Below are 23,779 nucleotides of genomic sequence, written 5' to 3'. Positions count from 1 at the left end.
CGGGAGAGAGCCAATGGTGACCCTTACCATCAACAGAGAGGAACACAAGCTGGACGTGCCAAACGACATGCCCCTGTTGTGGGCATTGAGGGACGTTGTGAAGCTTACCGGTACCAAGTTTGGCTGTGGCATGTCCCTGTGTGGCGCTTGTACCGTTCATGTTGATGGTCAGGCTACACGCTCCTGCGTGACACCTGTTTCGAGCGTCGAAGGCAAGTCTGTGACAACCATTGAAGCGATTGAAATGGATCCGATAGGCCGACGAGTGCAAGAAGCCTGGCTGGATTTGGGCGTTGCGCAGTGCGGTTACTGTCAGGGTGGACAGATCATGAACGCTACCGGCCTTCTCAAGCAGAATGCCAATCCTAGTGATCAACAGATTGACGATGCCATGAGCGGCAACCTTTGTCGTTGCGGCACTTACACCCGGATTCGCCAGGCTATCCATCGCGCAGCGGAAGCAGGGGAGAAACGGGCATGAACCGGTCTTCCGACAGTCTGATTCTGGAGAATGTCAGCCGCCGCAGCTTCCTGAAGGGATTGGCCGCCGGCAGTGCCCTGGTCCTCGCGGCCAAATGGGATCTGGCGTTGGCGCAACAGGAAAAACCATACGGCGCCGAAGCCATGCCCGGTGGCTGGGTGGACGATCCGAACGTGTTCATCCGAATCGACGAGGATGGCACGGTCACCATCGTCAACCATCGAGCCGAGATGGGGCAGGGCATTCGTACCAGCCTCGTGATGGTGGCGGCCGATGAGCTGGGTGCGGATTGGCAACGGGTTCGTGTTGAGCAGGCCCCGGGCAATCACGACAAATACGGCAACCAGAATACCGACGGTTCACGCAGCATGCGTCACTGGTTCGATCCCATGCGACGCGCAGCAGCGGCAGCGCGGACCATGCTGGAACAGGCCGCGGCCCAGCGCTGGGGTGTGCCCGTGGATGAATGCCAGGCCGGGGTGCACGTCGTGGTGCATGAGCCCACTGGTCGGAAACTTGCGTTTGGCGAGCTCGCGCGGACTGCCCGCGAGCTGCCTGTGCCTGAGCGCTCAACGCTCACGCTTAAGCCGAGGGAGGCCTGGCGTTATCTGGGCAAGGAAACCGGACCTCAACAGAATGTAACTGGCGACAAGGTGCAACGCCCGTTGGCGATCGATGGTCAGGAGATCGTGACCGGCCAGGCAGTGTATGGCGCGGACGTTGGGTTTGACGACATGTTGTACGCCGTCGTCGCCCGACCACCCATATACGGTGCTGAAGTCGCGAGCGTAGACCAGACCGAGGCCAGGAAAGTGCCCGGTGTTGTCGATATACGACAAATCGATGGCACTCGCCAACCCGGTGGATTCGAGCCGCTGGGAGGCGTTGCAGTACTGGCAGAAAATACCTGGGCAGCCATTCAGGGACGCAACGCGCTCAAGATCGAGTGGGACAATGGCCCCGCCGGCGACAATGCCAGCTACGACACCAGGGTCTTCACCGAAGAGCTGATGCAGCGTGCCGAATCGGCCGGGCAAGTCATTCGCTCCGAGGGGGATATCGAATCGGCACTCGGCAATGCCGAAACCAGGGTTCAGGCAAGCTATTACATGCCGCATATGGCACAGGCCCCAATGGAACCGCCCGTTGCCATCGCCCGGATGTCCGATGGGCATGCGGAAGTCTGGGCGCCGCTGCAGAATCCGCAGGCGGCTCACGACGGCGTTGCTCAACGTCTGGGACTGGAACCCAATGCGGTGACGGTGAACGTCACCCTGCTTGGTGGCGGTTTCGGCCGCAAATCCAAACCGGATTTCGTGTTTGAGGCGGCGGAACTGGCAAAAGCATATAAGGGCCGCGCGGTTCGTGTGCAATGGACCCGCGAGGATGACCTGCACCACGCCTATTTCCATGCCCTCTCCGTTGACCGCCTGGAGGCGGGCCTCGACGCCGGCGGCAAGGCCCTGGGCTGGCGACACAGAACCCTGTCGCCAAGTATCAGCTCACTGTTTGCCGAAGACCCCATGCATAAAGGCAATTTCGAGCTGGGCATGGGGTTCAATACCCTTCCGTTCAATATTCCGGCAATTCAGCTTGAGAATCCGCCCGCATCCGCCCATGTGCGCATTGGCTGGTTCCGGGCCGTCTACAATCTGTCGCACGCCTTTGCCATTCAAAGCTTCGTAGCAGAGATGGCGGAAGCAGCGGGACGAGATCACAGGGATTACCTGCTGGAACTGTTGGGGCCGGCACGCGAGATCAATCCCCAAGCCGTTGGCGACGACTGGAATTACGGTGAAAGTCCCGATCTCTACCCGATCGATGTCGGCCGCCTGCGCGGTGTTGTCGAGAAAGCAACGGCTGAAGCCGGCTGGGGCAAGCAACGGCCGGCAGGACGAGGCATGGGCCTGGCTGTCCACCATAGTTTCGCCTCGTACGCGGCCGTGGTGTTTGACGTTGAGGTACAGGATGACAGCAGCCTGATCATCCATAGCACGGATATCGCCTTCGACTGCGGACCGCAGGTTAACCCTGAGCGTATACGCTCCCAAATGGAGGGGGCCTGCGTGATGGGGATTGGTATTGCGCTACAGAGTGAAATCACCTTGGAGGAAGGCCGCGTCCAGCAGGATAACTTCCACCAGTATGAGTTTGCCCGCATGCGTCATGCGCCCCGAGCGATACGGGTACACCTGATCAACGACAATCCGGATATCGCACCCGGCGGGGTGGGGGAGCCTGGGCTTCCGCCAGTCGCTCCGGCACTTTGCAACGCCATCCACGCCGCAACAGGAAAACGCATCCGGCGTCTCCCTGTGGGTAACCAGTTGAGTTGAGGCCTGTACAAAGTCGATCCATGAATTCTGTGCATGGCTCCTTGTACCTAAACCCCCTATATCAAAGCCAGCCCGCTTCCTAGAATGACAACCATCATTTCACAACAATGCTGGTTCTCCACACGATGAATCTAATCCATAGACCAATCTGGATGCTAGGCAGCGGGCTTTTTATCGTCTCCTACCTGGGATTTGCAGGTATTGCTTGGGCAGGGAGTGAATCAGTGCAAGCACAGAACGAGAGCACACAAGGCAACATTGAGATTGTCCTGAATGTTGAGGGCCAGGACATAGTGGTGGCACTGGAAGATTCTGCCACCACACGAGACTTCCTGTCTCAACTTCCCCTTACATTGACCTTCGAAGATCACAACGGGACAGAAAAAATCAGTTATCTACCGCGCAGGTTGTCTACGGAAGGGGCGCCCGACGGATACGACCCTCAGGTCGGAACCTTTGCCTACTATGCGCCATGGGGGAATCTGGCGCTTTACTACAAGGACTTCGTTTACTCTAGGTCGTTGATAAACCTCGGATCCATTACGTCGGGGCTGGAAGTACTCAGCCAATCCCCAACATTCACAGTAACCATCACCCTAGCTGATTAGAGCCATTCAAACCGTATTCGACGGTCTTTCCTTGCCCCTTCCTCAATCTATCAATCGAACCAGGTAATCCATTTATGAGAAAGCTTTTCGTTTTATTCAGTCTGATTTTCAGTTCATTCAATGCAATGGGAGCCGATATGTCTCATGGTGCCGATAATTTTTATGAGAGTGATCAAGTGACGGTAGAAAAGGTCACCTTCAAGAATCAGTACCAGATGGAAGTGGTAGGTAACCTTTTCATTCCCAGAGACTTCGATAGGGCAGAGAAGCATCCTGCCATCGTTGTTGGACATCCCATGGGAGCGGTAAAAGAACAAAGCGCGAACCTGTACGCCACCAAGATGGCTGAAAGGGGATTCGTGACCCTGTCCCTGGATCTCTCTTTCTGGGGTGAGAGCGAAGGCCAGCCGCGAAACGCGGTCTCACCGGACATCTACGCCGAAGATTTCAGCGCGGCAGTGGATTTCCTCGGAACCCGGGCATTTGTTGACCGTGAGCGTATTGGTGCACTCGGCATCTGCGGCAGCGGCAGCTTTGTGATCAGCGCCGCGAAAATAGACCCGCGCATGAAGGCGATCGCCACGGTAAGCATGTACGACATGGGAGCCGCAAACCGGCACGCACTGAACGAATCACAGACCCTTGAGCAAAGAAAACAGATCATTGCCGAGGCTGCAGAGCAGCGTTACGTGGAGTTCACCGGTGGTGAGACCCAGTACACCAGCGGCACCGTGCATGAACTGGACGAGAACACCCATCCCATCCAGCGCGAGTTCTACGATTTCTACCGTACTTCACGGGGCGAATACACACCGGAAAGTTCATCGCCGCAGTTGACCACCCATCCGACACTGACCAGCAACGTCAAATTCATGAATTTCTATCCTTTCGAGGACATCGAGACGATCTCGCCACGCCCGATGCTGTTCATCGCGGGTGAGAATGCACATTCCATCGAATTCAGCGAAGACGCCTACCGACTAGCTGCTGAGCCCAAGGAACTGGTGATCATCCCGGACGCAGGCCACGTGGATCTGTATGACCGTGTCGACCTGATCCCATTTGATAAACTGGAAGCGTTTTTCCAAAGTCATTTGAAGCTGTAACAGCTGGCCGAGGTGGCGCTCGTTGATATCCCGACTTTCTGCCTCCCCCGTGAGAAGTTCTTCAATCCCTCATTTTGGATTCATCCCAAAATGAGGGATCGTTATGAGTGCACGACCACCACGAGTCAGGTGTACTCACCCTGATACCTCAACGTGCCAACGCCACTTCAATAGTGATGTTGCACTCAGAACCTGCATCCGCCCAATACAAAATCTATGGTCACCCCCGCGACTTGAACGTGAGCTCCGAAATCCACATAGGGCAACTGTCCCAAAAGGCCAAAGTTGGAGAACGACAAGGCAGTAGGGAGTACAATGAGGAGCGATTGGCGACCAGGGCGAGCCGATATCTCAATTCATTGATATACAAAGAAGAACTTCAAGGATCTGGATGCGGATTGAACATCGAGTGACGCGGTGGCTGGTGGCAATCGCTGCCTGCCTCGCATTGCTTCCCTTGCAGAGTTGGGGACAGTCGTCACCCTCCCCCGCGGGTGACGACAGCGACACCATCGTCGTCGGCGGGGATCACTACCATCCGCCTTACGAGTTTCTCGACGAGGATGGCCAGCCTGCCGGCTACAATGTGGAGCTGACCCATGCCATTGCCGAGGTCATGGGAATCGATGTGCGGATCGAGCTGGGCACCTGGGGCGACATGCGCGAGCGGTTGGAAAATGGCGAGATCGACGCACTCCAGGGCATGTCCTACTCCGAAGAGCGCGACAAGCCATTCGATTTCGCGCCGTCTCACGCCATTGTGCATCAATCGATTTTCGCCCGACGCGGTGACCCGGTAGTGGGCGTAGAAGGCTTGCGAGGGAAGGAAGTGATCGTCCAGCGTGGCGATATCATGCACGACTACCTGATCGAGCATGACATCGGGGCCAAGGTGATCACCGTGGATACCCATGCCGATGCGCTGCGAGCGCTGGCGTCTGGCCAGCACGACTACGCCATGGTGGCCAATTTGCCGGCACTCTACCTGAGCCGAGAACTGGGGCTGACCAACATCGTACCGATAGCGAAGCCTTTTTCGTTGCGTTATGGCTACGCGGTGAAGAAAGGCGATTCGAACCTGCTCGCCCAGTTCAGTGAAGGGCTAGCCATTCTGAAGAACACTGGCCGACATCAGGAAATCTACGACAAATGGCTGGGCCCTCTGGAAAGCTCAGATGGCATTCCCTGGAAGAAGATCGGCCAGGTGGGCGCTGCCGTTTCCGGACTCCTGTTGCTGATCCTGGGCGGTATCGTGGTCTGGAATCGAATGCTCAAGAAGGAAGTGGCAAGCCGCACCGAGGAGCTGCGGCTGCATCAGAAGCAACTGATCCAGGCCGACAAGATGACCTCCCTCGGCATTCTGGTGTCCGGCGTGGCACACGAGATCAACAATCCCAGCAGCCTACTATTGCTGAACCTGCCGGTGTTGCGCGATGCCTACGCCGATGCCGAGCCGATTCTCGAAGAGCACTACCGCACGTATGGCGATTTCACGCTCGGAGGGCTGGCATATTCGCGGATGCGCGAGGAGATACCCTTCATGATCGACGAGATGCTGGAAGGCACCCAGCGCATCAAGCGCATCGTCGGCGATCTCAAGGATTTCGCGCGGCAGGGAAACACCGACCTGGGCGAAACCCTGAACCTCAACGAGGTGGTGACCACCGCCATCCGCCTGGTCGACAACTCGATTCGCAAGGCCACCTGCCGCTTCGAGACGCACTACGCCACGGACCTGCCACCGCTCAAGGGCAACGCTCAGCGTATCGAGCAGGTAGTGATCAATCTGGTGCTGAACGCCTGCCAGGCCCTGGACAGCATGGACCAGGGCATCTTTCTGACGACACGCTATGATCACGCAAGAAATTGCGTGGTACTGGAAGTCCGCGATCAAGGCAGAGGCATCGACCCCGAGTCGCTCAACCTGCTGACGGACCCTTTTTTCACCACCCGGCGCGAGTGTGGCGGCACCGGACTGGGGCTATCCGTTTCCGCTGGAATCGTTCGCGAGCATCATGGCAGCCTGGAATTTGACTCCTGGCCAGGTGAAGGAACGATCGTTACCCTCGCGCTTCCGGCATCATCGCAACCGATACTCGACGAGGCGTCTCAGCACCCAGTGTCGAGTTGAATGGTAACCACGGCATTTTGACAGTAGGTGGGTAATGTGCCCAATGACGAAGAACCTGTACCCCTCATTCGGCCTGTTGCTCGTCGATGACGAACCCTCGTTTCTGCGCAGCCTGAGCATTGCGCTGGAGCGCTCTGGTGGCATCACTCATATCCACCGCTGCCAGGACAGTCGCGAGGTGATGGAAACGCTGGCCCGGGAAAACATCGGCCTGGTGACCCTCGACCTCACCATGCCGCACGTGTCGGGCGAACGGCTTCTGACGCAGATCGTCGAAGAGCACCCGGACATTGGCGTCATCGTGATCAGTGGCCTGAACCAGGTGGAAACGGCCGTCAACTGCATCAAGCTCGGAGCCTTCGACTATTTCGTCAAGACCGACGAGGAGAGCCGCCTGATCGAGGGGATCAAACGGGCCATCCACCTTCAGGAACTGAAGCGTGAGAACCAGGAGCTGCGCAAGCGCTTCCTCAACGATACCCTGGAGCACCCTGAGGCGTTCGCTCATATCACCACCGGTGACAAAGGCATGCGTTCGGTTTTCCAGTATCTGGAATCAGTGGCTCCGACCAGCCAGCCGATACTGATCACCGGTGAAAGCGGCGTGGGGAAGGAGCTGATTGCCCGTGCAGCCCATACCTTGAGCGAGCGCCAGGGGCCTTTGGTATGCGTCAACGTGGCGGGGCTGGATGACAATGTCTTCGCCGATACGCTGTTTGGCCACCAACGCGGCGCGTTCACCGGCGCCGATCAAGCACGTGCCGGGATGATCGAGCAGGCGGCAGATGGCACCCTCTTCCTCGACGAGATCGGCGATCTCAGCATGTCCTCGCAAGTGAAACTGCTGCGCCTGCTGCAGGAAAGCGAGTACTACCCTCTCGGTAGCGACCGTCCCAAGCGCATGCAAGCACGAGTCATCGTAGCGACTCACCAGGACTTGAGCGAAAAGCAGCTGGCAGGGGAGTTTCGCAAGGATCTCTACTACCGACTGCGCACGCACCAAGTCCATATTCCACCACTACGACATCGCAAACAGGACATCCCGCTATTACTGGAGCACTTCCTTGAGGAGGCAGCTGAAGAGCTCGGCAAGAACAAACCGACGTATCCCCAGGAACTGCCGGTATTGCTTGCCAATTACGACTTTCCCGGCAATGTGCGCGAACTGAGCGCCATGGTCTTCGATGCCATGAGCGTCCATAAATCCAGAACGCTATCCATGGACGTTTTCAAACGCACCATCCACCAAACGAGTCTGGATACGGAAACGCATTTTGCCGCCAGGCAGGACGTGTTCTCAGTCGACGCGTCTCTACCAACACTGCATGAAGTGGCCGATCTGCTAGTGCAGGAAGCGATGCAGCGCGCCGAAGGCAATCAGTCCATCGCCTCGCGCTTGCTAGGCATCTCCCAGCCGGCGCTGAGCAAACGGTTGAAAAAGATGCGGGGCTGAACCCCTATAACCTGGGCGGCATTTATAACTTTTGTTATAGATCGCCATAACTAGCTGTATTGGCATAAGTTTTCATATTTTTTCCCGACAACTTAGATCCCTGGTTATATCCCTTCATCCTGCGCCATCTATTGACCTGCCAAAAATATCTCTTCAATAACAATGCGTTAGATCATATTTCTTGACTGGCATGGTCTTTGCTCTCTATGAACTGGCCCGCAAATTGCGGGCCTGAACATGTGCGAGCAAGAGGTTCGACCCACCATGCCAACAACAATGATGGCGGCAGCTATGGTATGGGCTGCATCGCTTTCCCTGCCTACAACAACTACGGATGGAGATTCATGATGCTGGATATCGTCAACGATATTCTCTGGGGAAAAGTATTGATCGCATTGCTGGTTGCGGTCGGTATCGGCTTTACTCTGTTCTCCCGTTTCGTCCAGTTTCGTTATTTTGGCCGCATGTTCCGGATCCTGAGTGCCAGCCAGGCGTTCAAGCGGGACAAACACGGCCACTTGAGTTCTTTCCAGGCTCTGGTGTTGTCAGTGGCCGGCCGTGTCGGCGGTGGTAATATCGCCGGTGTCGCGGTGGCGATCACCCTGGGTGGCCCGGGTGCCATCTTCTGGATGTGGGTGATCGGTCTGATGGGTATGGCTACCAGCTATCTCGAATGCACCCTCGCCCAGGCCTACAAGACGGCGGAACCGGATGGTACCTATCGAGGTGGCCCGGCGTACTACATCTCAAAAGGGCTGGGCAGCCAGTGGAAGTGGCTTGCGAGCCTGTATTCCGTGCTGCTGCTGATTACCTTCGGGTTCGGTTTCACCGCCTTGCAATCCTACGCTGTTGCGACTTCCTTCGGTGACGCCTTCGGTGTCCCCGTCTTCTACACTGGCATTGGCCTGGCCTTGGTCGTGGGCCTGATCATCTTCGGTGGCGTCAAGCGCATCGCCCGCGTTGCGGAAGTTCTGGTGCCGGTAATGGCGGGTGGCTATCTACTGATCGCCATCGTGGTGTTGGCCCTGAATCTGCCCCGAATTCCCGATGCGATCCTGCTGATCGTCAATAGCGCCTTCGGTCTCGAGCCAGCCATCGGCGGCGGCATCGGCGCGGCTATCCTGATGGGGGTCAAGCGCGGCCTTTTCTCCAATGAAGCCGGCCTGGGCAGCGCTCCGAACGTCGCCGCCGTCGCCTATGTGCCACACCCGGCCAACCAGGGTATCGTCCAGGCATTCTCGGTATTCATCGATACGATGATCATTTGTTCCGCTACCGCTTTCATCATCCTGCTCAGCGGTGTCTACGATCCGGCAGCCGGTGCCGAAGTCAATGGGGTAGCGCTGACCCAAGCCTCCCTGGCCGATCATGTGGGCGAGTGGGGACGTAGCTTCGTCAGCATCGCACTGCTGCTGTTCGGCTTCAGTACCATCCTCTACAACTACTATCTGGGGGAAAACAGCCTCAATTTCTTCAGCAACCAGAACCAGTTGTTGTTCAATATCTTCCGGGTTGCGGTCATTGGCCTGTGTACTTGGGGAGCGATCACCGACCTGGGCACGGTATTCGCCTTTGCCGATGTGACCATGGGCTTCCTGGCACTGGCCAACCTCGTTGCCTTGATCATGTTGATCAAGCCCGGGCTGCGTTTCATGCGTGACTTCGACGACCAGATCAAGGCGGGTATCGAGCAACCCATTTTCGATGCCAGCAAGTTCACCGATCTGGACATCGATCCGGCTGCGTGGGACATCGAACCTGAGGACCTGCAACGAGTACAGCGGACACAAGCCGCTAGCCCTCCTTCCAACTAAGCGGCCTCAATACCCACATTTCATCATTCGGCCCGGAATCTGGCTATGCCAGCTCCGGGCCACTTATCGCTTTCGTTGCACGTCACGTGAAACACGTGAACGCATGTTCGGGATTATGGTAACGATGCAGCAATTGGTGGATGAAATAAACGAACGGGCCAGGGCCAAATTCGGGACAGGACGTGTCGCCGACTACATACCGGCACTGGCGGAACAGAATGCCAACAAATTCGGCATCGCGGTCTGCACCAACGACGGACAGGTGTACGCCGCAGGCGACGCACGGGACGCGTTCTCGGTACAAAGCATCGCCAAGGTATTCCTGCTGACTCTCTCGCTACGCGTTTACCAAGACACGTTATGGGAGCGCGTGGGTCTCAATCCATCGGGAATGCCATTCAACTCCCTCACTCAGCTCGAAGCGGAACGGGGCAAGCCTCGCAACCCTTTCATCAATGCTGGCGCCATCGTGGTGGCCGATCGTCTGGTCAGCGCCTTTGCCACGCCGTCAAAACACATACGGGACGTTGCCCGAAGACTGTCCGGTAACGAGTCGATCCTGATCGATGCACGCGTGCTGGAATCGGAATGGCAGCATCGCTCCCGGAATGCCGCCATGGCCTATCTGATGAAGGCGTTCGGCAACATCGACAACGATGTCGACCAGGTACTTCACTCCTATTTTTCCTGTTGTTCCCTGGCAATGAGCTGTGTCGACCTTGCCATCGCATTGAACTATCTGGCCGCGGACGGACATGCCCAGGCCATGGGCGAGCAGTTCATCGCCGCCGACCTGGCACGCAGGATCAACTCGATCATGTTCACCTGCGGCATGTACGATGCTGCTGGTGATTTCGCCTACCGTGTGGGTCTACCGGCCAAGAGTGGTGTCGGTGGCGGTATCATCGCTATCGTGCCGGGCAAGATGACAGTTTGCGCCTGGTCCCCAGCCCTTGATGAAAACGGGAACTCGGTGGCGGCCCAATATGCCTTGGAGCTGCTCGCCAACGAGATGGGATGCGAGTTCGGACGTTAGTCCACTCCCGTTTCGCTGCAACGACACGCCGTAAGGGTCGCGACACGTTCCGCCCGCAGCCCCAGGTAAAAGATCAGCAGACCACCGGCTGCCAACGCAGCCCCCACCAATCCTGTGGTGGACCAGGCGAAACCGAGCTTGACCGTGATACCGGCCAGCCAGGCGCCAAGTGCATTGGCGCTATTGAAAGCGGCATGATTGAGTGACGCTGCCATGGTCTGGGCATCCTCCGCCACATCCATGAGCCGTGTCTGGATCGCTGGCCCCAACGCGATTCCCGTGCCGACCAGCCCAACGAAGAGTATGCCCAGCCACACGAAGTTGGCAGCAACGAAGAACAGTCCCTGTACCACTAGGCACCACAGTAGGATGCTGGGAATCGCGCGCATCAGGTTACGGTCCGCCGCCCGGGCACCAACCAGGTTACCGATGATGGTGCCAATACCAAACACCACCAGTGCCAGCGGCCCCAGCGCCTCACTCATGCCAGCCTGCTCGGTGAGCGTAGGAATGACGTAGCTGAACACCGCGAATATGCCACCGAAACCGATGCAGGCCACTCCCAGGGTGAACAGCACGCGCTGCTTGACCAGCGCGGAGAGCTCACGCCTCGCGCTAGCCCCAGGAAGGCCGGGCTGCACCGGTACCCACAACCGCACCAATAACGCGGTAAGCAGGGCAATTCCACCCACCCCGATGAAAGCGACCTGCCAGCCGAGCAGGTTCCCGGCCCAGGTGGCCAGGGGTGCCCCGATCAGGATCGCGGTGGAAAGCCCCAACATGACACGGCTGATCGCACGCGCTCGTTCGGTGATCGGCACCGCCGCTGCGGCGACCAGCGCGGCCACACCGAAATAGGCGCCGTGAGGCAAGCCGGACAGGAAGCGCAGGAACACGAACGACCAGAACCCTGGAGCAAAAGCGCTGGCCAGATTGCTGAGAGCGAAGAACAGCATCAAGCCAATCAGTAACGTCCGCCTGGGAACACGCGCCGCCAGTGCCGAGATCAGGGGCGCCCCCACCACCACGCCCAAGGCGTAACTACTGATGGCATAGCCCACATCGGGCACCGCCACCTGTAAGTCATTCGCCACACGGTTCATCAGGCCCATGATCACGAATTCCGTGGTACCGATACTGAAGCCGCCAAGAGCCAACGCCAGCTCGGCCAGACGTGGGCGAGATGCGGTGGAAGATTGCACTGCGTTGGTGGAATCATGCATACGTCGGCTCCAGTTCCATGGGCGGGTGAGCAGGGCCGGCCGCCCCGGAAGAGGCAAAGAGGCACAGACGAAGCACCGGTACGGCCAAGAGACCACCGGCGCTGCATTGGAAGTCAGCGATCTTCGCAGATTACGACTAAAGTCTAAAAGAACTTTCGGCTATCAGCTCGATTGGCAAAAGCTATGGAAGAACTGCCGTGGCAGTGCGAAGCCGATGACCAATGTGCGATAATGCGCGTTTCTCTCGAAGCGGCTCAATCGGACACATTATCATGTCCCACGGTACTCTTTTCATCGTTTCCGCGCCGTCTGGCGCTGGCAAGACCAGCTTGGTGCGGGCGCTGCTCGAACGCCTCGACAACATCCAGGTTTCGGTATCGCACACCACCCGCCCTCAGCGGCCCGGCGAGGTCGATGGCGAGAACTACCACTTCGTCGACGTTTCCGCCTTCGAGCGCATGATCGAACGGGGTGATTTCTTCGAACACGCCCGAGTGTTCGACAACTACTACGGTACCTCACGACCGGCAGTGCAGGCGTTGCTTGCCGCTGGCCAGGACGTGATCCTGGAAATCGATTGGCAGGGCGCCCGCCAAGTGCGCGCTCAGGTACCGGAAGCGGAATCGATCTTCATCCTTCCACCCTCGCGCGCTGCCCTGCGCGAACGGCTGGCCAGCCGTGGTACCGATGACGACAGCGTGATCGAACGCCGTATGCGCGATGCCATCAGCGAGATGTCGCATTTCGACGAATACCGCCACGTGATCATCAACGACGACTTCAACACGGCATTGACCGATCTGGAAAGTTTGGTGCGAGCCAACCGTTCCAGCCTGGAACGAATCCGCGAACGCCATGGGCCGCTAATCGAGGCGCTCTTGTCACGCGACGACGGGGTCGAGTAGACTCATTTATTCTCCCCCAAGCGTTTCAACCACATGCGTCCCACGCATTTAACCGTAATAGCAGGATACCACCCATGGCGCGAGTTACCGTCGAAGATTGTCTGGAACACGTCGAAAACCGATTCAAGCTGGTGATGATCTCTACCCAGCGCTCCCGCCAGCTCGCTCGTGGCTCCCGCGATGCCCTGCTGCCGTGGGAAAATGACAAGCCCACCGTCATGGCGCTGCGCGAGATCGCCGCTGGCAAGATCGACGAGAATGTACTCGACGAACCGATCGAAGCTCCTGTAAGGACACGCCGCGAGCCCGAGCTGGGAGAGGAGTGACGTTCGTCATTTTGGGCATAGGCGCGCTTCATGTTCACCATCGATGACCTCGCCGACCGACTTGGCGGCTATCTCCCCCCGGATGAGATCCAGCAGGTCAAGCGTGCCTTCTATTACGCCGAGCAGGCCCACGATGGCCAGCGTCGGCGTTCTGGTGAGCCTTATGTGACCCACCCTCTGGCGGTGGCCAATATCCTCGCCAACATGCACATGGATCATCAGAGCCTGATGGCTGCCATGCTGCACGACGTGATTGAGGATACCGGGGTATCCAAGGACGCCTTGGCCGCTCAATTCGGCGAGCCGGTGGCGGAATTGGTCGATGGCGTCTCCAAGCTGACCCAGATCACTTTCGAGGACAAGGCGGTCGCCCAGGCGGAGAATTTCCAGAAGATGGTGCTGGCGATGTCCAGGGACATCCGGGTAATCATCGTCAAACTCGCCGACCGCCTGCACAACATGCGCACCCTAGGCGCGCTGCGCCCGGAAAAGAAACGCCGCATCGCCCGCGAAACGCTGGAGATCTACGCACGCATCGCCAGTCGACTGGGCATCAATACCATTCGTGTCGAGCTCGAGGATCTCTCCTTCCAGGCCCTTCATCCGATGCGGGCCGAACGCATCAAGCATGCCGTCAGCAAGGCCCGCGGTCACCGTCGCTCGACCATTCGTCAGGTCCAGAACAGTCTGCAGAAGTGTCTTGACGACGATAGCTTGCCGGGAACCGTAATCGGCCGCCAGAAACACCTGCTGTCGATCTATCGCAAGATGCGCGATCAGCGCAAGTCGTTCGCCGAGATCATGGATGTGTTCGGCTTCCGTATCATCACCGATGACGTCGATAGCTGCTATCGCATCCTCGGCGCGGTGCACAACCTCTACAAGCCGGTTCCCGGGCGCTTCAAGGATTACATCGCCATCCCCAAGGCCAATGGCTACCAAAGCCTGCACACAACCCTGTTCGGCTCGAGCGGCATGCCTATCGAAGTGCAGATTCGCACTCGCGAGATGGAAGCCATGGCCAACAACGGTATCGCCGCTCACTGGCTTTACAAGGCCGGCCAGACTGCGCGCCCGATTGCTGCCGGCAGCCACGCCCGGGCTCGCGAATGGGTACGCGGGCTGCTCGAGATGCAGCGCCACGCCGGCAATCCGCTGGAGTTCATCGAACACGTCAAGAATGACCTGTTCCCCGACGACATCTACGTATTCACTCCCAAGGGCGACATCATGGAACTGCCCCAGGGCGCCACGGTGATCGACTTTGCCTACAGTGTGCACACCGATATTGGCAACAGTTGCATTGCGTGTCGCATCGACCGCCACCTGGCGCCACTGTCGACGCGGCTGGAAAGTGGTCAGACCCTGGAAATCATCACGGCGCCGGGAGCACGCCCCAATACTACCTGGTTGTCGTTCGTGGTCACCGCCAAGGCGCGTTCGGCGATTCGTCATGCCTTGAAGCACCAGCAACACACCGAATCGGTTCAGCTCGGTCGCCGGCTGCTCAACAAGGCCTTGGCCGATTTCGACACCAGCCTGGAGGAACTACCCAAGGAGTACTTGCGCAGCCTACTCGACAACATGGGACTCAAGCACGAGGACGAACTGCTGGAGTCCATCGGACTGGGTACACGTTTGGCTTATGCCGTTGCCCGTCGCCTGCTCGATGCCTTGCCTGATGGCACAGTTTCCGACGACCGGCTACGTACCTCGGACCAGGACAGCCCCATCGTGATCAGCGGGGCCGAAGGTATGGTGATCAACTTCGCGCGCTGCTGTCACCCGTTGCCGGGCGATCCGGTGATCGGCCACCTTTCCGTGGGCAAGGGCATCGTCGTCCACCGTGCCGAATGCCGCAATCTCGACGAACTTCGCAACGATCCGGAGAAACTGTTCGCCCTGGAATGGTCGCAGCAGATTCAGGACGACTTCCCGGTGGCCATGCGCATCGAAATGGAAAGCCGCCGCGGCCTGGTCGCCGAACTGGCCAGCCTGGTTACCGATGCCGATGCCAATATCGAACGCATTGGCATCGAAGAGCGTGATGCTAGATTGTCGATCGTCAACCTGACGATCGCCGTGCGTGACCGCGTGCACCTGGCACGCATCATCAAACGGATTCGCAACCTGCCCCATGTGGGCAGGATCTCGCGCGTCCGAAATTGAAACCCCGCGACCATCCGCCGCGCCAGGCGCGGCGGATGGTCGTTTTTTATTATGAACTCATCGTTATAACACCAAGGAGCGACACCATGAGCAACAAGGCCGTCATCAACACTGATAAGGCACCCGCCGCCATCGGTCCTTACTCCCAGGCCATCAAGGCCGGCAACACCGTCTACATGTCGGGCCAGATCCCGCTCGATCCAGCCACCATGGAGCTGGTCTCCGATGACTTCGAGGCCCAGGCCCGCCAGGTCTTTGCCAACCTCAAGGCGGTCTGCGAGGAAGCCGCTGGCTCGCTTTCCGACGTCGTCAAGATCAACCTCTATCTGGTCGACCTCGGCAACTTCGCCATTGTCAATCAGATAATGGAAGAGTTCTTCACCTCTCCCTTCCCGGCACGTGCTGCGGTCGGCGTCAAGGCGTTACCGAAGGGGAGTCAGGTTGAAGCGGAAGCCATCATGGTCATTGGTGACTGAGGATAGAAAGTGGCTGCACTCGGCCATGCTGCGTTAAAAACCGGCTCGAAATACTCATTTACGCTTGTAAATTCGTGTGCGAGCCCAGTCCGTTTTCTCGCCGGTTTTTGCCTTGCCTGACCGTCGTTCGCCGACTTTCTAGCTTTCTAACATGCGGCTGTTCTTTGCTTTGTGGCCGGATGACGCGCTGCGCCATGAGCTGGTAGCCCTGGCTCGCCAGGCCCAAGGTATCTGTGGCGGGCGTCGTCCACGCGACGAGGCCATGCACCTGACCCTGGCCTTTCTTGGCGAGGTGTCCCCGGTGCAGGCCTCACAGTTGGTCGCTATGACCCAACAATTTCATTGCCCGGCTGGGCAGTGGACATTGGATCGCTACGGTCACTTCAAGCGTGGCGGTATCTTGTGGTTAGGCAGCCAGTTTCCCGCCCCCGCTCTCGACGTATTGCAGGCGCGACTATGGCAGGCATTGGCAGAATACGAGTTCACACCGCCGTCACGTCCTTTCCTGCCGCACATCACGCTACTACGCAAGGCGCGCCGGCCGTCATGGGCATCACTTCCCGACGTCCACCTCGACTGGCGCTATCATCAGTTAAAATTGATACAATCTGTTGCAGACGGCGCTGGACGCCGTTACGTCTCTCTCGCCCACTCGGTGTTCGACTGAGGAGTCACGATGCCAAGGAAGTCCCTGGTCACCACTGCCCCATGGATGGCTGCCATTCTGTTGGCCACCACTTCACCCGCCAACGCTGACCTCTATCTCGCTGCCGGCGCGACCAGCGAAAATACCGCTGCCCTCAAGGTCGAGCTCGATCATGAGTTCGACCTCGATCACTGGCATCCCCAACTCAGCCTGCGTCTGGGCACTGGTGCATTGCTGCTGTCCAGCGACCACGACAATGGCAATCTCGCCTGGCTGATCACACCAGCCTTTCGCTACACCTTCACAGGCGAGAGCGGTGTGTTCGTGGAAGCCGGAATCGGCGCCAGCGTGTTTCTCGACACGCGGCTCGAATCACGCGAACTTTCCACCTCCTTCCAGTTCGAAGATCGCCTGGCAGTGGGCATGCCCTTCGCCAGTGGCGAATTGAACGCGAGTATCACCCATTACTCCAACGGCGGTATCAAACAGCCCAACGATGGCTTTGAGGTATTCGCGTTGGGTTATCGTCTACCGATGTAGGAACACCTAGGCTTTCACGCCTTCGAGGAAACCACCTTCCTTGAGCACATGCGTGTATCCCTCACGGTAGGTGGGGTAGCGGAAACGGTAGCCGGACTCAAGCAACCGCGTATTGTCGCAGCGTTTGCTCGAGCGGCGCTTGAGAGGCGACTGGATGATATCGGTGGTTTCCACCTTGAGCTTTTCAGCCAACCAGCTCATCACCTCGTGCAAAGGGGCCGGTTCGCAATCGGTAGCCAGATACAACTCCTCGATCTCATCGCCGGCCAGGCACAGGTCGATCAGGTGGGCCAACACTCCGACACAGTCGTCGCGATGAATACGATTGGTATACATCGGCGGGGAGGCCGGAGCTATGCGTCCCTCGCTGACCTGGCGTATCAGGCGATCGCGGCCTGGCCCATAAATGCCCGAAAAGCGTACTACGGTGCCAGGCACTGCATGCTTGAGCAGAATCTGCTCGGCTTCACGCATCAACTGTCCCGAAAAGCCGTGCGGCTCGGTGGAGCTCGACTCGTCGACTTGCTCACCGGATTGCTGAGCATAGACACTGGTCGAAGAAACGAAGAAAACCCGTTTGGGAGGAACGTCACGCTGGCCATACTCAGCCAGGACGGACGCAAGCCCCTTTGGATAAGCGGCCTGATAGGCACCTTCGTCGAAGTGGTCAGCACTCACCACATAGACCAGAATATCGACATCGGGCAATGCCGAAAGCGTATCGACATCATTGATATCCAATGCCAGCGCTTCGATGCCGCTACCTTCGAGCATCTGCACGTTGCGACGGGCACCCAACACCCGATGGCCGGCCTCTTTCAACTGCCGCCCCAAGGACATGCCGATATCGCCACAACCAATAATCAGAGTCGTTGTCTTCACCTTTTTGTCGCCCCTTGATAAAAAGTCCCTATTGGAAAGCCTATCCATCTGATTCAAGAGGATGCCGTAGAAGGCACCACCATGACTCTAACAGAACTTCGCTATATCGTAACCTTGGCGCAGGAGCGTCATTTCGGCCGCGCTGCCGAGCGCTGCTTCGTCTCGCAACCTACGCTGTCGGTGGCCGTGAAAAAGCTCGAGGAAGAGCTCGGCGTGGCCCTGTTCGAACGCTCCAAGTCCACGGTACAGGTCACCCCGCTGGGTGAACAGATCGTCGAGCAGGCTCAGCGCGTGCTGGAACAGAGCAGTGTGATCAAGGAACTGGCCAATGCTGGCAAGGACCAACTTACCAGTCCTTTGCGTATCGGCGCCATCTATACTATTGGACCTTACCTATTTCCGCACCTGGTGCCGGAGCTGGCGCGCACAGCGCCGCAGATGCCGTTGTACATCGAAGAAGGCTTCACCGCCAACCTGCGCCGCAAACTGCGCAGTGGTGAGCTGGATGCAATCATAGTCGCCTTACCCTTTACCGAAACCGATGTGCTGACCAAACCGCTGTACGAGGAGCCCTTCGAGGTTCTGATGCCAACTGGCCACCCCTGGACAGCCAAGGTCACCATCGACAAGGAAGATTTGCTCAAGGAGCGTCTACTCCTGCTCGGTGAAGGCCATTGTTTCCGCGACCAGATTCTCGAGGCCTGCCCAGCAATAAGTGCCCAACTCAATAGCCCCAGCAATACCCTGACCGCAGAGGGCGGCTCGCTGGAGACCATCCGCCATATGGTCGCCTCCAAGCTCGGCGTGACGGTCTTGCCCCATTCAGCCATCGGTACCGGCCATTACGAGGCTGGGGTACTGGAGAGTCGTCCCTTTACGCCAGAGGCTCCTTCGCGCACGGTGGCCGTCGCCTGGCGAGCCAGCTTCCCGCGTCCCAAGGCCATCGACGCCCTGACCAATGCCATCGTCAATTGCCGCCGTCTCCAGCAACCCGAGCCGGCATGAGCGATCTGACGCAACCGGCCACGGCGCTGTCAGGAGTCGGCGAAGCGCTGGCCGTCAAGTTGGCACGGCTGCGTGTCGAGAGCGTTGCCGATCTGCTTTTCCATCTGCCACTGCGCTATCAGGATCGCACCCGCATCACGCCGATTGCTACCTTGCGAGCCGGGCACGAAGCCGTGATCGAAGGCGAGGTCGCTGCCAGCGACGTGGTACGGGGGCGTCGGCGCAGCCTGCTGGTACGTCTCAAGGACGGCTCGGGAATCCTGAGCTTGCGTTTCTTCCACTTCTCACCCGCCCAGCAGCAACAATTCCAGCCTGGGGTGCGCGTACGCTGCTTCGGCGAAGCACGTGCCGGGGCTACAGGCCTAGAGCTCTACCACCCCGAGTATCGTCTGCTCAAGGCCGGCGATACCCCCGTGGACGACCACTTGACGCCGATCTATCCCACCACCGAAGGGCTCCACCAAGCACGCCTGCGTGGCTTGATCGGTCAGGCCCTGGAGAAGCTCGATGCCGCACCCGCCGCATTGCCGGATTGGATTTCACAGCCGCTGCGCGAGCGTTTTCGCCTCCCCGAATTGCACAGCTCACTGCATTACCTGCACGAGCCGCCGCCCGATGCCGACCTGGCGCGCCTAGCCGACGGACGTCATCCCGCCCAGCGCCGTCTGGCCCTGGAGGAACTGTTGGCCCACCAGCTCAGCCTGCGCCAGGTGCGCTTACGCATCCAAGCCGATGGTGCTCCCGTCCTGCCTTCCGGACGCGGACTGCAGGCGCGTTTCGTCACCCAATTGCCGTTTGCCCTGACCGGCGCCCAGCGCCGCGTGCTCGACGAGATCGCCCATGACCTCGAGCGTCCGGTACCGATGCTGCGGCTTGTACAGGGCGACGTTGGCTCGGGTAAGACGGTGGTGGCAGCGATGGCCGCGCTGCAGGCAATCGCCGGTGGCTGCCAGGCAGCGATGATGGCACCCACCGAGATCCTTGCCGAACAGCACTTCCGTACCTTTCGTGACTGGCTGGCACCGCTCGGCATCGAAGTCGCTTGGCTGGCCGGCAAACTCAAGGGCAAGGCTCGTCTCGATACCAAGGCCGCGATTCTCGACGGTCGCGCCCAGATGGTGGTCGGTACCCACGCCCTGTTCCAGGGTGACGTGCACTTCCAGCGCCTGGGGCTGGCAATCGTCGACGAGCAACACCGCTTCGGCGTACACCAGCGCCTGGCACTGCGCGAGAAGGGCGAGGCCGGCGGCCTGACCCCTCACCAGTTGGTGATGACCGCCACGCCCATCCCACGCACCTTGGCAATGAGTGCCTATGCCGACCTCGATGTCTCGGTGATCGATGAGTTGCCCCCGGGCCGCACCCCGGTGCAGACCGTTGCCGTGCCCGATGAACGCCGTCCTGAGGTCGTTGCCCGTATCCGCCAGGCATGTGCTGCAGGACGCCAGGCCTATTGGGTATGCACCCTGATCGAAGAATCCGAAGTCCTGCAATGCCAGGCCGCCGAAGCGACCCGTGACAGCCTGGCGGAAGCACTGCCGGAACTTGCCATCGGCTTGGTCCATGGGCGCATGAAGGCCACCGAAAAAGCCGAGGTGATGGCTGCTTTCAAGCAGGGCGAGCTGGACTTGCTGGTCGCCACTACGGTGATCGAGGTTGGTGTCGACGTGCCTAACGCCAGCCTGATGATCATCGAAAATCCCGAACGCCTGGGGCTGTCGCAGCTGCACCAGCTACGCGGTCGCGTGGGGCGTGGTGCCACCGAAAGCTTCTGCGTACTGCTCTATCATCCACCACTATCAGCCCATTCCCGCGAGCGCCTGGCGGTGATGCGCGAGACCACTGACGGCTTCCGCATCGCCGAGAAGGACCTGGAACTCCGTGGCCCCGGTGAGGTGTTGGGTACCCGCCAGACCGGGCTGGCGCAGATGAAAATCGCCGACCTGGAGCGCGACCGCGATCTTCTCGATCAAGTCAGCCCCCTGGCCAAGGCCTTACTGGAAGAGGCACCCGAGGCCAGTCAGCCACTGATCCGTCGCTGGTTGGGCGAAGAAGCGGGGAGGTATGGGCAGGTGTGAGCGAGGTGTTCCAATATCAAGAACACTATCTCGCTATCATTAGAACAAGGTCCTTTCGATACTCAGGGGTGTCCCATACCACAACAAGGACAACCCTTATGGATCTCAAGCTGCTATTGAACTGGCGCCTGCACCTGACGGTGATACTAGCGTCACTTCTCGCCGAGTGGATCGGCATTCTCCGCATACCGATGGGGCCCGGCACTCTGCTACTGCTGCCGTTGTTTTACGCCTTCATCATCGGTGTACTGCTCAATCCTCACCTTTTCTCCGGCATGAACCGTATCATCCCCAAATCGGTCAGCAATGCCGCAGGCCCGCTTATACTGATCGCTATCCTGCCCTTCATTGCCAAGTTCGGCTCTACCATCGGTCCAGCCATCGAGCAGATCATCGCCGCCGGCCCGGCACTGATCCTGCAGGAATTGGGCAATCTCGGCACCATGCTGCTGGCGCTGCCCTTCGCCGTGCTGGTATTGCGCATGGGGCGTGAAACCATTGGTGCCACCTATTCCATCGCCCGCGAGCCGAACATCGCCATCATTTCCGACAAGTACGGCCTGCGCAGTCCAGAGGGCATCGGCATCATGGGGGTCTACGTGGTCGGTACCATGTTCGGCACTCTTTACTTCGCGCTGATGGCAGGGTATCTGGCATCGCTGGATATCTTCGACGTGCGTGCCCTAGCCATGGCCTGCGGGGTGGGAAGCGGCAGCATGGTAGCGGCCTGTTCCGGCGCCCTCGCCGAGGCAATGCCAGGCATGCGCGACGAACTCCTGGCCTTCTCCGGTGCCAGCAACCTGCTCACTTATGCGACGGGGCTCTATGTTTCCCTGTTCATCGCCCTGCCCGCTGCCGAATGGCTATACAAGCGTCTGAGCCCTACCGCTCTTCAGGAGGCCCGCAATGAAAACCTCTGATACTGTCACCATCGATAACGAGCAGTTGCAGGAACTGCGCCCCGAAAACCAGCTCGGCAAGACCGCCTTGCTGCTGGCCGTGGTCTGCGTCGCCGCCTGGATCGCCAATATCGTCAACGGCGCACCTCTGCTTCAGGCACTGCCGGGCATGATAGTCCTCTACGCCATGGTGATGCTCGGCCTGGGGATAGGGCGTGTCGCGCCCTTCTACCTGCCCAGCGTCGCCTGGGTCTCGCTGGTCAGCATCCTGATGACGCTACCGTTTTTTCCGGGTAACGGCTGGATCGTCGAGCAGCTCACCCACGTAAACTTCCTGGCCGTGGTGACCCCAGTGCTCGCCTATGCCGGGCTGGCACTGACCGGCCGCGAGTTCACCATGTTCAGGCAGACAGGCTGGAAACTGGTGATCGTCTCGCTACTGGTGTTCACCGGCACCTTCGTCGGCTCGGCCGTCGTCGCCCACCTGATGCTGTAGGAAGAATCGCAATGCCATCTATTCCTCTGCCTTCCTACGATCTTCTGCGCGAGTGGCGACACGACTTCCATCGTCACCCGGAAACCGCCTTCGAGGAGTTCCGCACCAGCGAGCGCCTTGCCACCTTGCTTCGTGAGTGGGGATTGGATGTCACCACCGGTATCGCCGGCACGGGGGTGGTCGGCGTGCTGGATGGTGCCCGAGGTGCGGGACCGAGCATCGGCCTGAGAGCCGACATCGACGCCTTACACGTCACCGAGGAGAATGATGTCGCCCACGCCTCCTGCCATCCGGGACGCATGCATGCCTGTGGCCACGACGGTCATACCACCATGTTGCTCGGAGCGGCCTGGGCACTGTCCCGACAGCCTGACTTCCGAGGCCGGGTAGTGTTCATCTTCCAGCCGGCGGAAGAGAACGAGGGTGGTGCCCGTGCCATGCTCGAAGAGGGCCTCTTCGAGCGCTTCCCCGTGGATGCCGTCTACGGCCTGCACAACTGGCCCGGCCTGCCGGTGGGGGAAGCGGCGGTGCACGACACCGCCGTGATGGCGGCCTTCGACATCTTTTCATTGACCCTCACCGGCAAGGGCTGCCATGCGGCAATGCCACACCTGGGCACCGACACCCTGTTGGCCAGCTGCCAACTGGTCACCCAGTTGCAGGCATTGATCAGCCGCGAGACGTCCCCCGACCAGCCCGCAGTGTTGAGCATCACCAGCTTCCATGCCGGGGATACCTTCAATGTCATTCCGGAGCGAGTCGAGCTGCGTGGCACCCTGCGCTGCTTCGATATGGAACTCAAGGCTCACCTGGAGCGGCGCTTCACCCAGGCCATCGAAACGCTCGCTGGCTTCCACGGGTTGCAGGCGTCGCTGGACTATCGGCGCTGTTATCCGGCAACCATCAACACCCCGAACCATGCCCAGCACTGCGCCGAGGTGCTCGATGACCTGCTGGGCAGCGACAAGGTGCGGCGCAATCCCCCGCCCAGCATGGCCTCCGAGGACTTTTCCTTCTTCCTCGAGCAACGACCAGGCGCCTATATCTGGCTGGGTAACGGCCATGACTGCGCACCGCTGCATAGCCCGCGCTACGACTTCAGCGACCAGTTGCTGCCGATCGGTACTCGCTACTGGGTCGAGCTGGTTGCCAAGTTGCTGCGCTAGACA

General features: G+C 59.2%; 21 protein-coding genes. 19 read left to right on the top strand and 2 right to left on the bottom strand.

Going from position 1 to position 23,779, the window contains the following annotated elements; genetic code table 11:
- Window positions 1-13: 13 nt before the first annotated feature.
- The 8 genes from L861_RS19535 (at window position 14) to glsB (ending at window position 10,965) form a co-directional block, all read left to right on the top strand.
- Window positions 14-481, top strand: a complete 468-nt coding sequence (locus L861_RS19535) for a (2Fe-2S)-binding protein (RefSeq protein ID WP_016418381.1) — start codon at window positions 14-16, stop codon at window positions 479-481.
- Window positions 478-2,817, top strand: a complete 2,340-nt coding sequence (locus L861_RS19530; RefSeq protein WP_016418380.1) for a xanthine dehydrogenase family protein molybdopterin-binding subunit — start codon at window positions 478-480, stop codon at window positions 2,815-2,817. The genes L861_RS19535 and L861_RS19530 overlap by 4 nt, the downstream gene beginning before the upstream one ends.
- A gap of 224 nt (window positions 2,818-3,041) precedes the next feature.
- A complete protein-coding gene (locus L861_RS19525; RefSeq protein WP_201766441.1) occupies window positions 3,042-3,425 on the top strand; it encodes a cyclophilin-like fold protein in 384 nt (127 codons plus the stop codon).
- 137 nt (window positions 3,426-3,562) lie between these two features.
- Complete coding sequence (locus L861_RS19520) at window positions 3,563-4,531, top strand: alpha/beta hydrolase (RefSeq protein ID WP_201766440.1); 969 nt, start codon at window positions 3,563-3,565, stop codon at window positions 4,529-4,531.
- A 391-nt stretch (window positions 4,532-4,922) separates the two neighbouring features.
- Complete coding sequence (locus L861_RS19515; protein WP_016418377.1) at window positions 4,923-6,662, top strand: transporter substrate-binding domain-containing protein; 1,740 nt, start codon at window positions 4,923-4,925, stop codon at window positions 6,660-6,662.
- Between the two features lie 43 nt (window positions 6,663-6,705).
- Complete coding sequence (locus L861_RS19510) at window positions 6,706-8,115, top strand: sigma-54-dependent transcriptional regulator (RefSeq protein ID WP_016418376.1); 1,410 nt, start codon at window positions 6,706-6,708, stop codon at window positions 8,113-8,115.
- Window positions 8,116-8,462: 347 nt separating this feature from the next.
- The gene (locus L861_RS19505) at window positions 8,463-9,929 is read left to right on the top strand and encodes an alanine/glycine:cation symporter family protein (protein ID WP_016418375.1); all 1,467 of its coding nucleotides are present in this window, start codon (window positions 8,463-8,465) and stop codon (window positions 9,927-9,929) included.
- Between the two features lie 124 nt (window positions 9,930-10,053).
- Window positions 10,054-10,965 carry a glutaminase B gene (gene glsB / locus L861_RS19500; RefSeq protein ID WP_016418374.1) on the top strand — a complete coding sequence of 304 codons (912 nt, stop codon included), beginning with the start codon at window positions 10,054-10,056 and terminating at the stop codon, window positions 10,963-10,965.
- Here glsB and L861_RS19495 read toward each other — a convergent pair.
- Entirely contained in the window at window positions 10,962-12,188 is a 1,227-nt protein-coding gene (locus L861_RS19495; RefSeq protein ID WP_016418373.1) for an MFS transporter, read from the bottom strand. The genes glsB and L861_RS19495 overlap by 4 nt on opposite strands.
- Before the next feature lie 272 nt (window positions 12,189-12,460).
- On the opposite strand from L861_RS19495, the gene gmk reads away from it, so the two are divergent.
- From gmk to L861_RS19465, 6 genes are all read left to right on the top strand, one after another.
- A complete protein-coding gene (gene gmk, locus L861_RS19490; RefSeq protein WP_021029237.1) occupies window positions 12,461-13,093 on the top strand; it encodes a guanylate kinase in 633 nt (210 codons plus the stop codon).
- Window positions 13,094-13,167: 74 nt separating this feature from the next.
- A complete protein-coding gene (rpoZ, locus tag L861_RS19485; RefSeq protein ID WP_016418371.1) occupies window positions 13,168-13,419 on the top strand; it encodes a DNA-directed RNA polymerase subunit omega in 252 nt (83 codons plus the stop codon).
- A gap of 30 nt (window positions 13,420-13,449) precedes the next feature.
- Window positions 13,450-15,588: a RelA/SpoT family protein gene (locus L861_RS19480; protein ID WP_016418370.1), complete on the top strand. Its 2,139-nt coding sequence runs from the start codon at window positions 13,450-13,452 to the stop codon at window positions 15,586-15,588.
- Between the two features lie 86 nt (window positions 15,589-15,674).
- Window positions 15,675-16,064 carry a deaminase RidA gene (gene ridA, locus L861_RS19475; protein WP_016418369.1) on the top strand — a complete coding sequence of 130 codons (390 nt, stop codon included), beginning with the start codon at window positions 15,675-15,677 and terminating at the stop codon, window positions 16,062-16,064.
- Between the two features lie 151 nt (window positions 16,065-16,215).
- Window positions 16,216-16,731, top strand: coding sequence for an RNA 2',3'-cyclic phosphodiesterase (gene thpR / locus L861_RS19470; protein WP_016418368.1), 516 nt, complete (start codon window positions 16,216-16,218; stop codon window positions 16,729-16,731).
- Between the two features lie 9 nt (window positions 16,732-16,740).
- The gene (locus tag L861_RS19465) at window positions 16,741-17,250 is read left to right on the top strand and encodes an acyloxyacyl hydrolase (RefSeq protein ID WP_236617180.1); all 510 of its coding nucleotides are present in this window, start codon (window positions 16,741-16,743) and stop codon (window positions 17,248-17,250) included.
- A gap of 6 nt (window positions 17,251-17,256) precedes the next feature.
- Here L861_RS19465 and L861_RS19460 read toward each other — a convergent pair whose 3' ends face one another.
- A complete protein-coding gene (locus tag L861_RS19460; RefSeq protein ID WP_016418366.1) occupies window positions 17,257-18,132 on the bottom strand; it encodes an SDR family oxidoreductase in 876 nt (291 codons plus the stop codon).
- A gap of 81 nt (window positions 18,133-18,213) precedes the next feature.
- Here L861_RS19460 and L861_RS19455 point away from each other — a divergent pair, with 81 nt between their 5' ends.
- The 5 genes from L861_RS19455 to L861_RS19435 all read left to right on the top strand — a co-directional run bounded on the left by L861_RS19455 (window position 18,214) and on the right by L861_RS19435 (window position 23,776).
- The gene (locus L861_RS19455) at window positions 18,214-19,137 is read left to right on the top strand and encodes a hydrogen peroxide-inducible genes activator (RefSeq protein ID WP_016418365.1); all 924 of its coding nucleotides are present in this window, start codon (window positions 18,214-18,216) and stop codon (window positions 19,135-19,137) included.
- Window positions 19,134-21,215, top strand: coding sequence for an ATP-dependent DNA helicase RecG (gene recG / locus L861_RS19450; protein ID WP_016418364.1), 2,082 nt, complete (start codon window positions 19,134-19,136; stop codon window positions 21,213-21,215). The genes L861_RS19455 and recG overlap by 4 nt, the downstream gene beginning before the upstream one ends.
- A 98-nt stretch (window positions 21,216-21,313) precedes the next feature.
- Window positions 21,314-22,135 (top strand): DUF3100 domain-containing protein, encoded by an 822-nt coding sequence (locus tag L861_RS19445; RefSeq protein WP_016418363.1) that lies wholly within the window; start codon window positions 21,314-21,316, stop codon window positions 22,133-22,135.
- Window positions 22,122-22,610 carry a hypothetical protein gene (locus L861_RS19440; RefSeq protein ID WP_016418362.1) on the top strand — a complete coding sequence of 163 codons (489 nt, stop codon included), beginning with the start codon at window positions 22,122-22,124 and terminating at the stop codon, window positions 22,608-22,610. Before L861_RS19445 ends, L861_RS19440 begins: the two co-directional genes overlap by 14 nt.
- 11 nt (window positions 22,611-22,621) lie before the next feature.
- On the top strand, window positions 22,622-23,776 hold the full coding sequence (locus L861_RS19435; protein ID WP_016418361.1) for a M20 aminoacylase family protein: 1,155 nt from the start codon (window positions 22,622-22,624) through the stop codon (window positions 23,774-23,776).
- Window positions 23,777-23,779 lie beyond the last annotated feature (3 nt).

Source organism: Litchfieldella anticariensis FP35 = DSM 16096, from assembly GCF_000409775.1.
Taxonomy (GTDB): Bacteria; Pseudomonadota; Gammaproteobacteria; order Pseudomonadales; family Halomonadaceae; genus Litchfieldella; species Litchfieldella anticariensis.
This window is presented reverse-complemented; position numbering and strand designations above follow the sequence as displayed.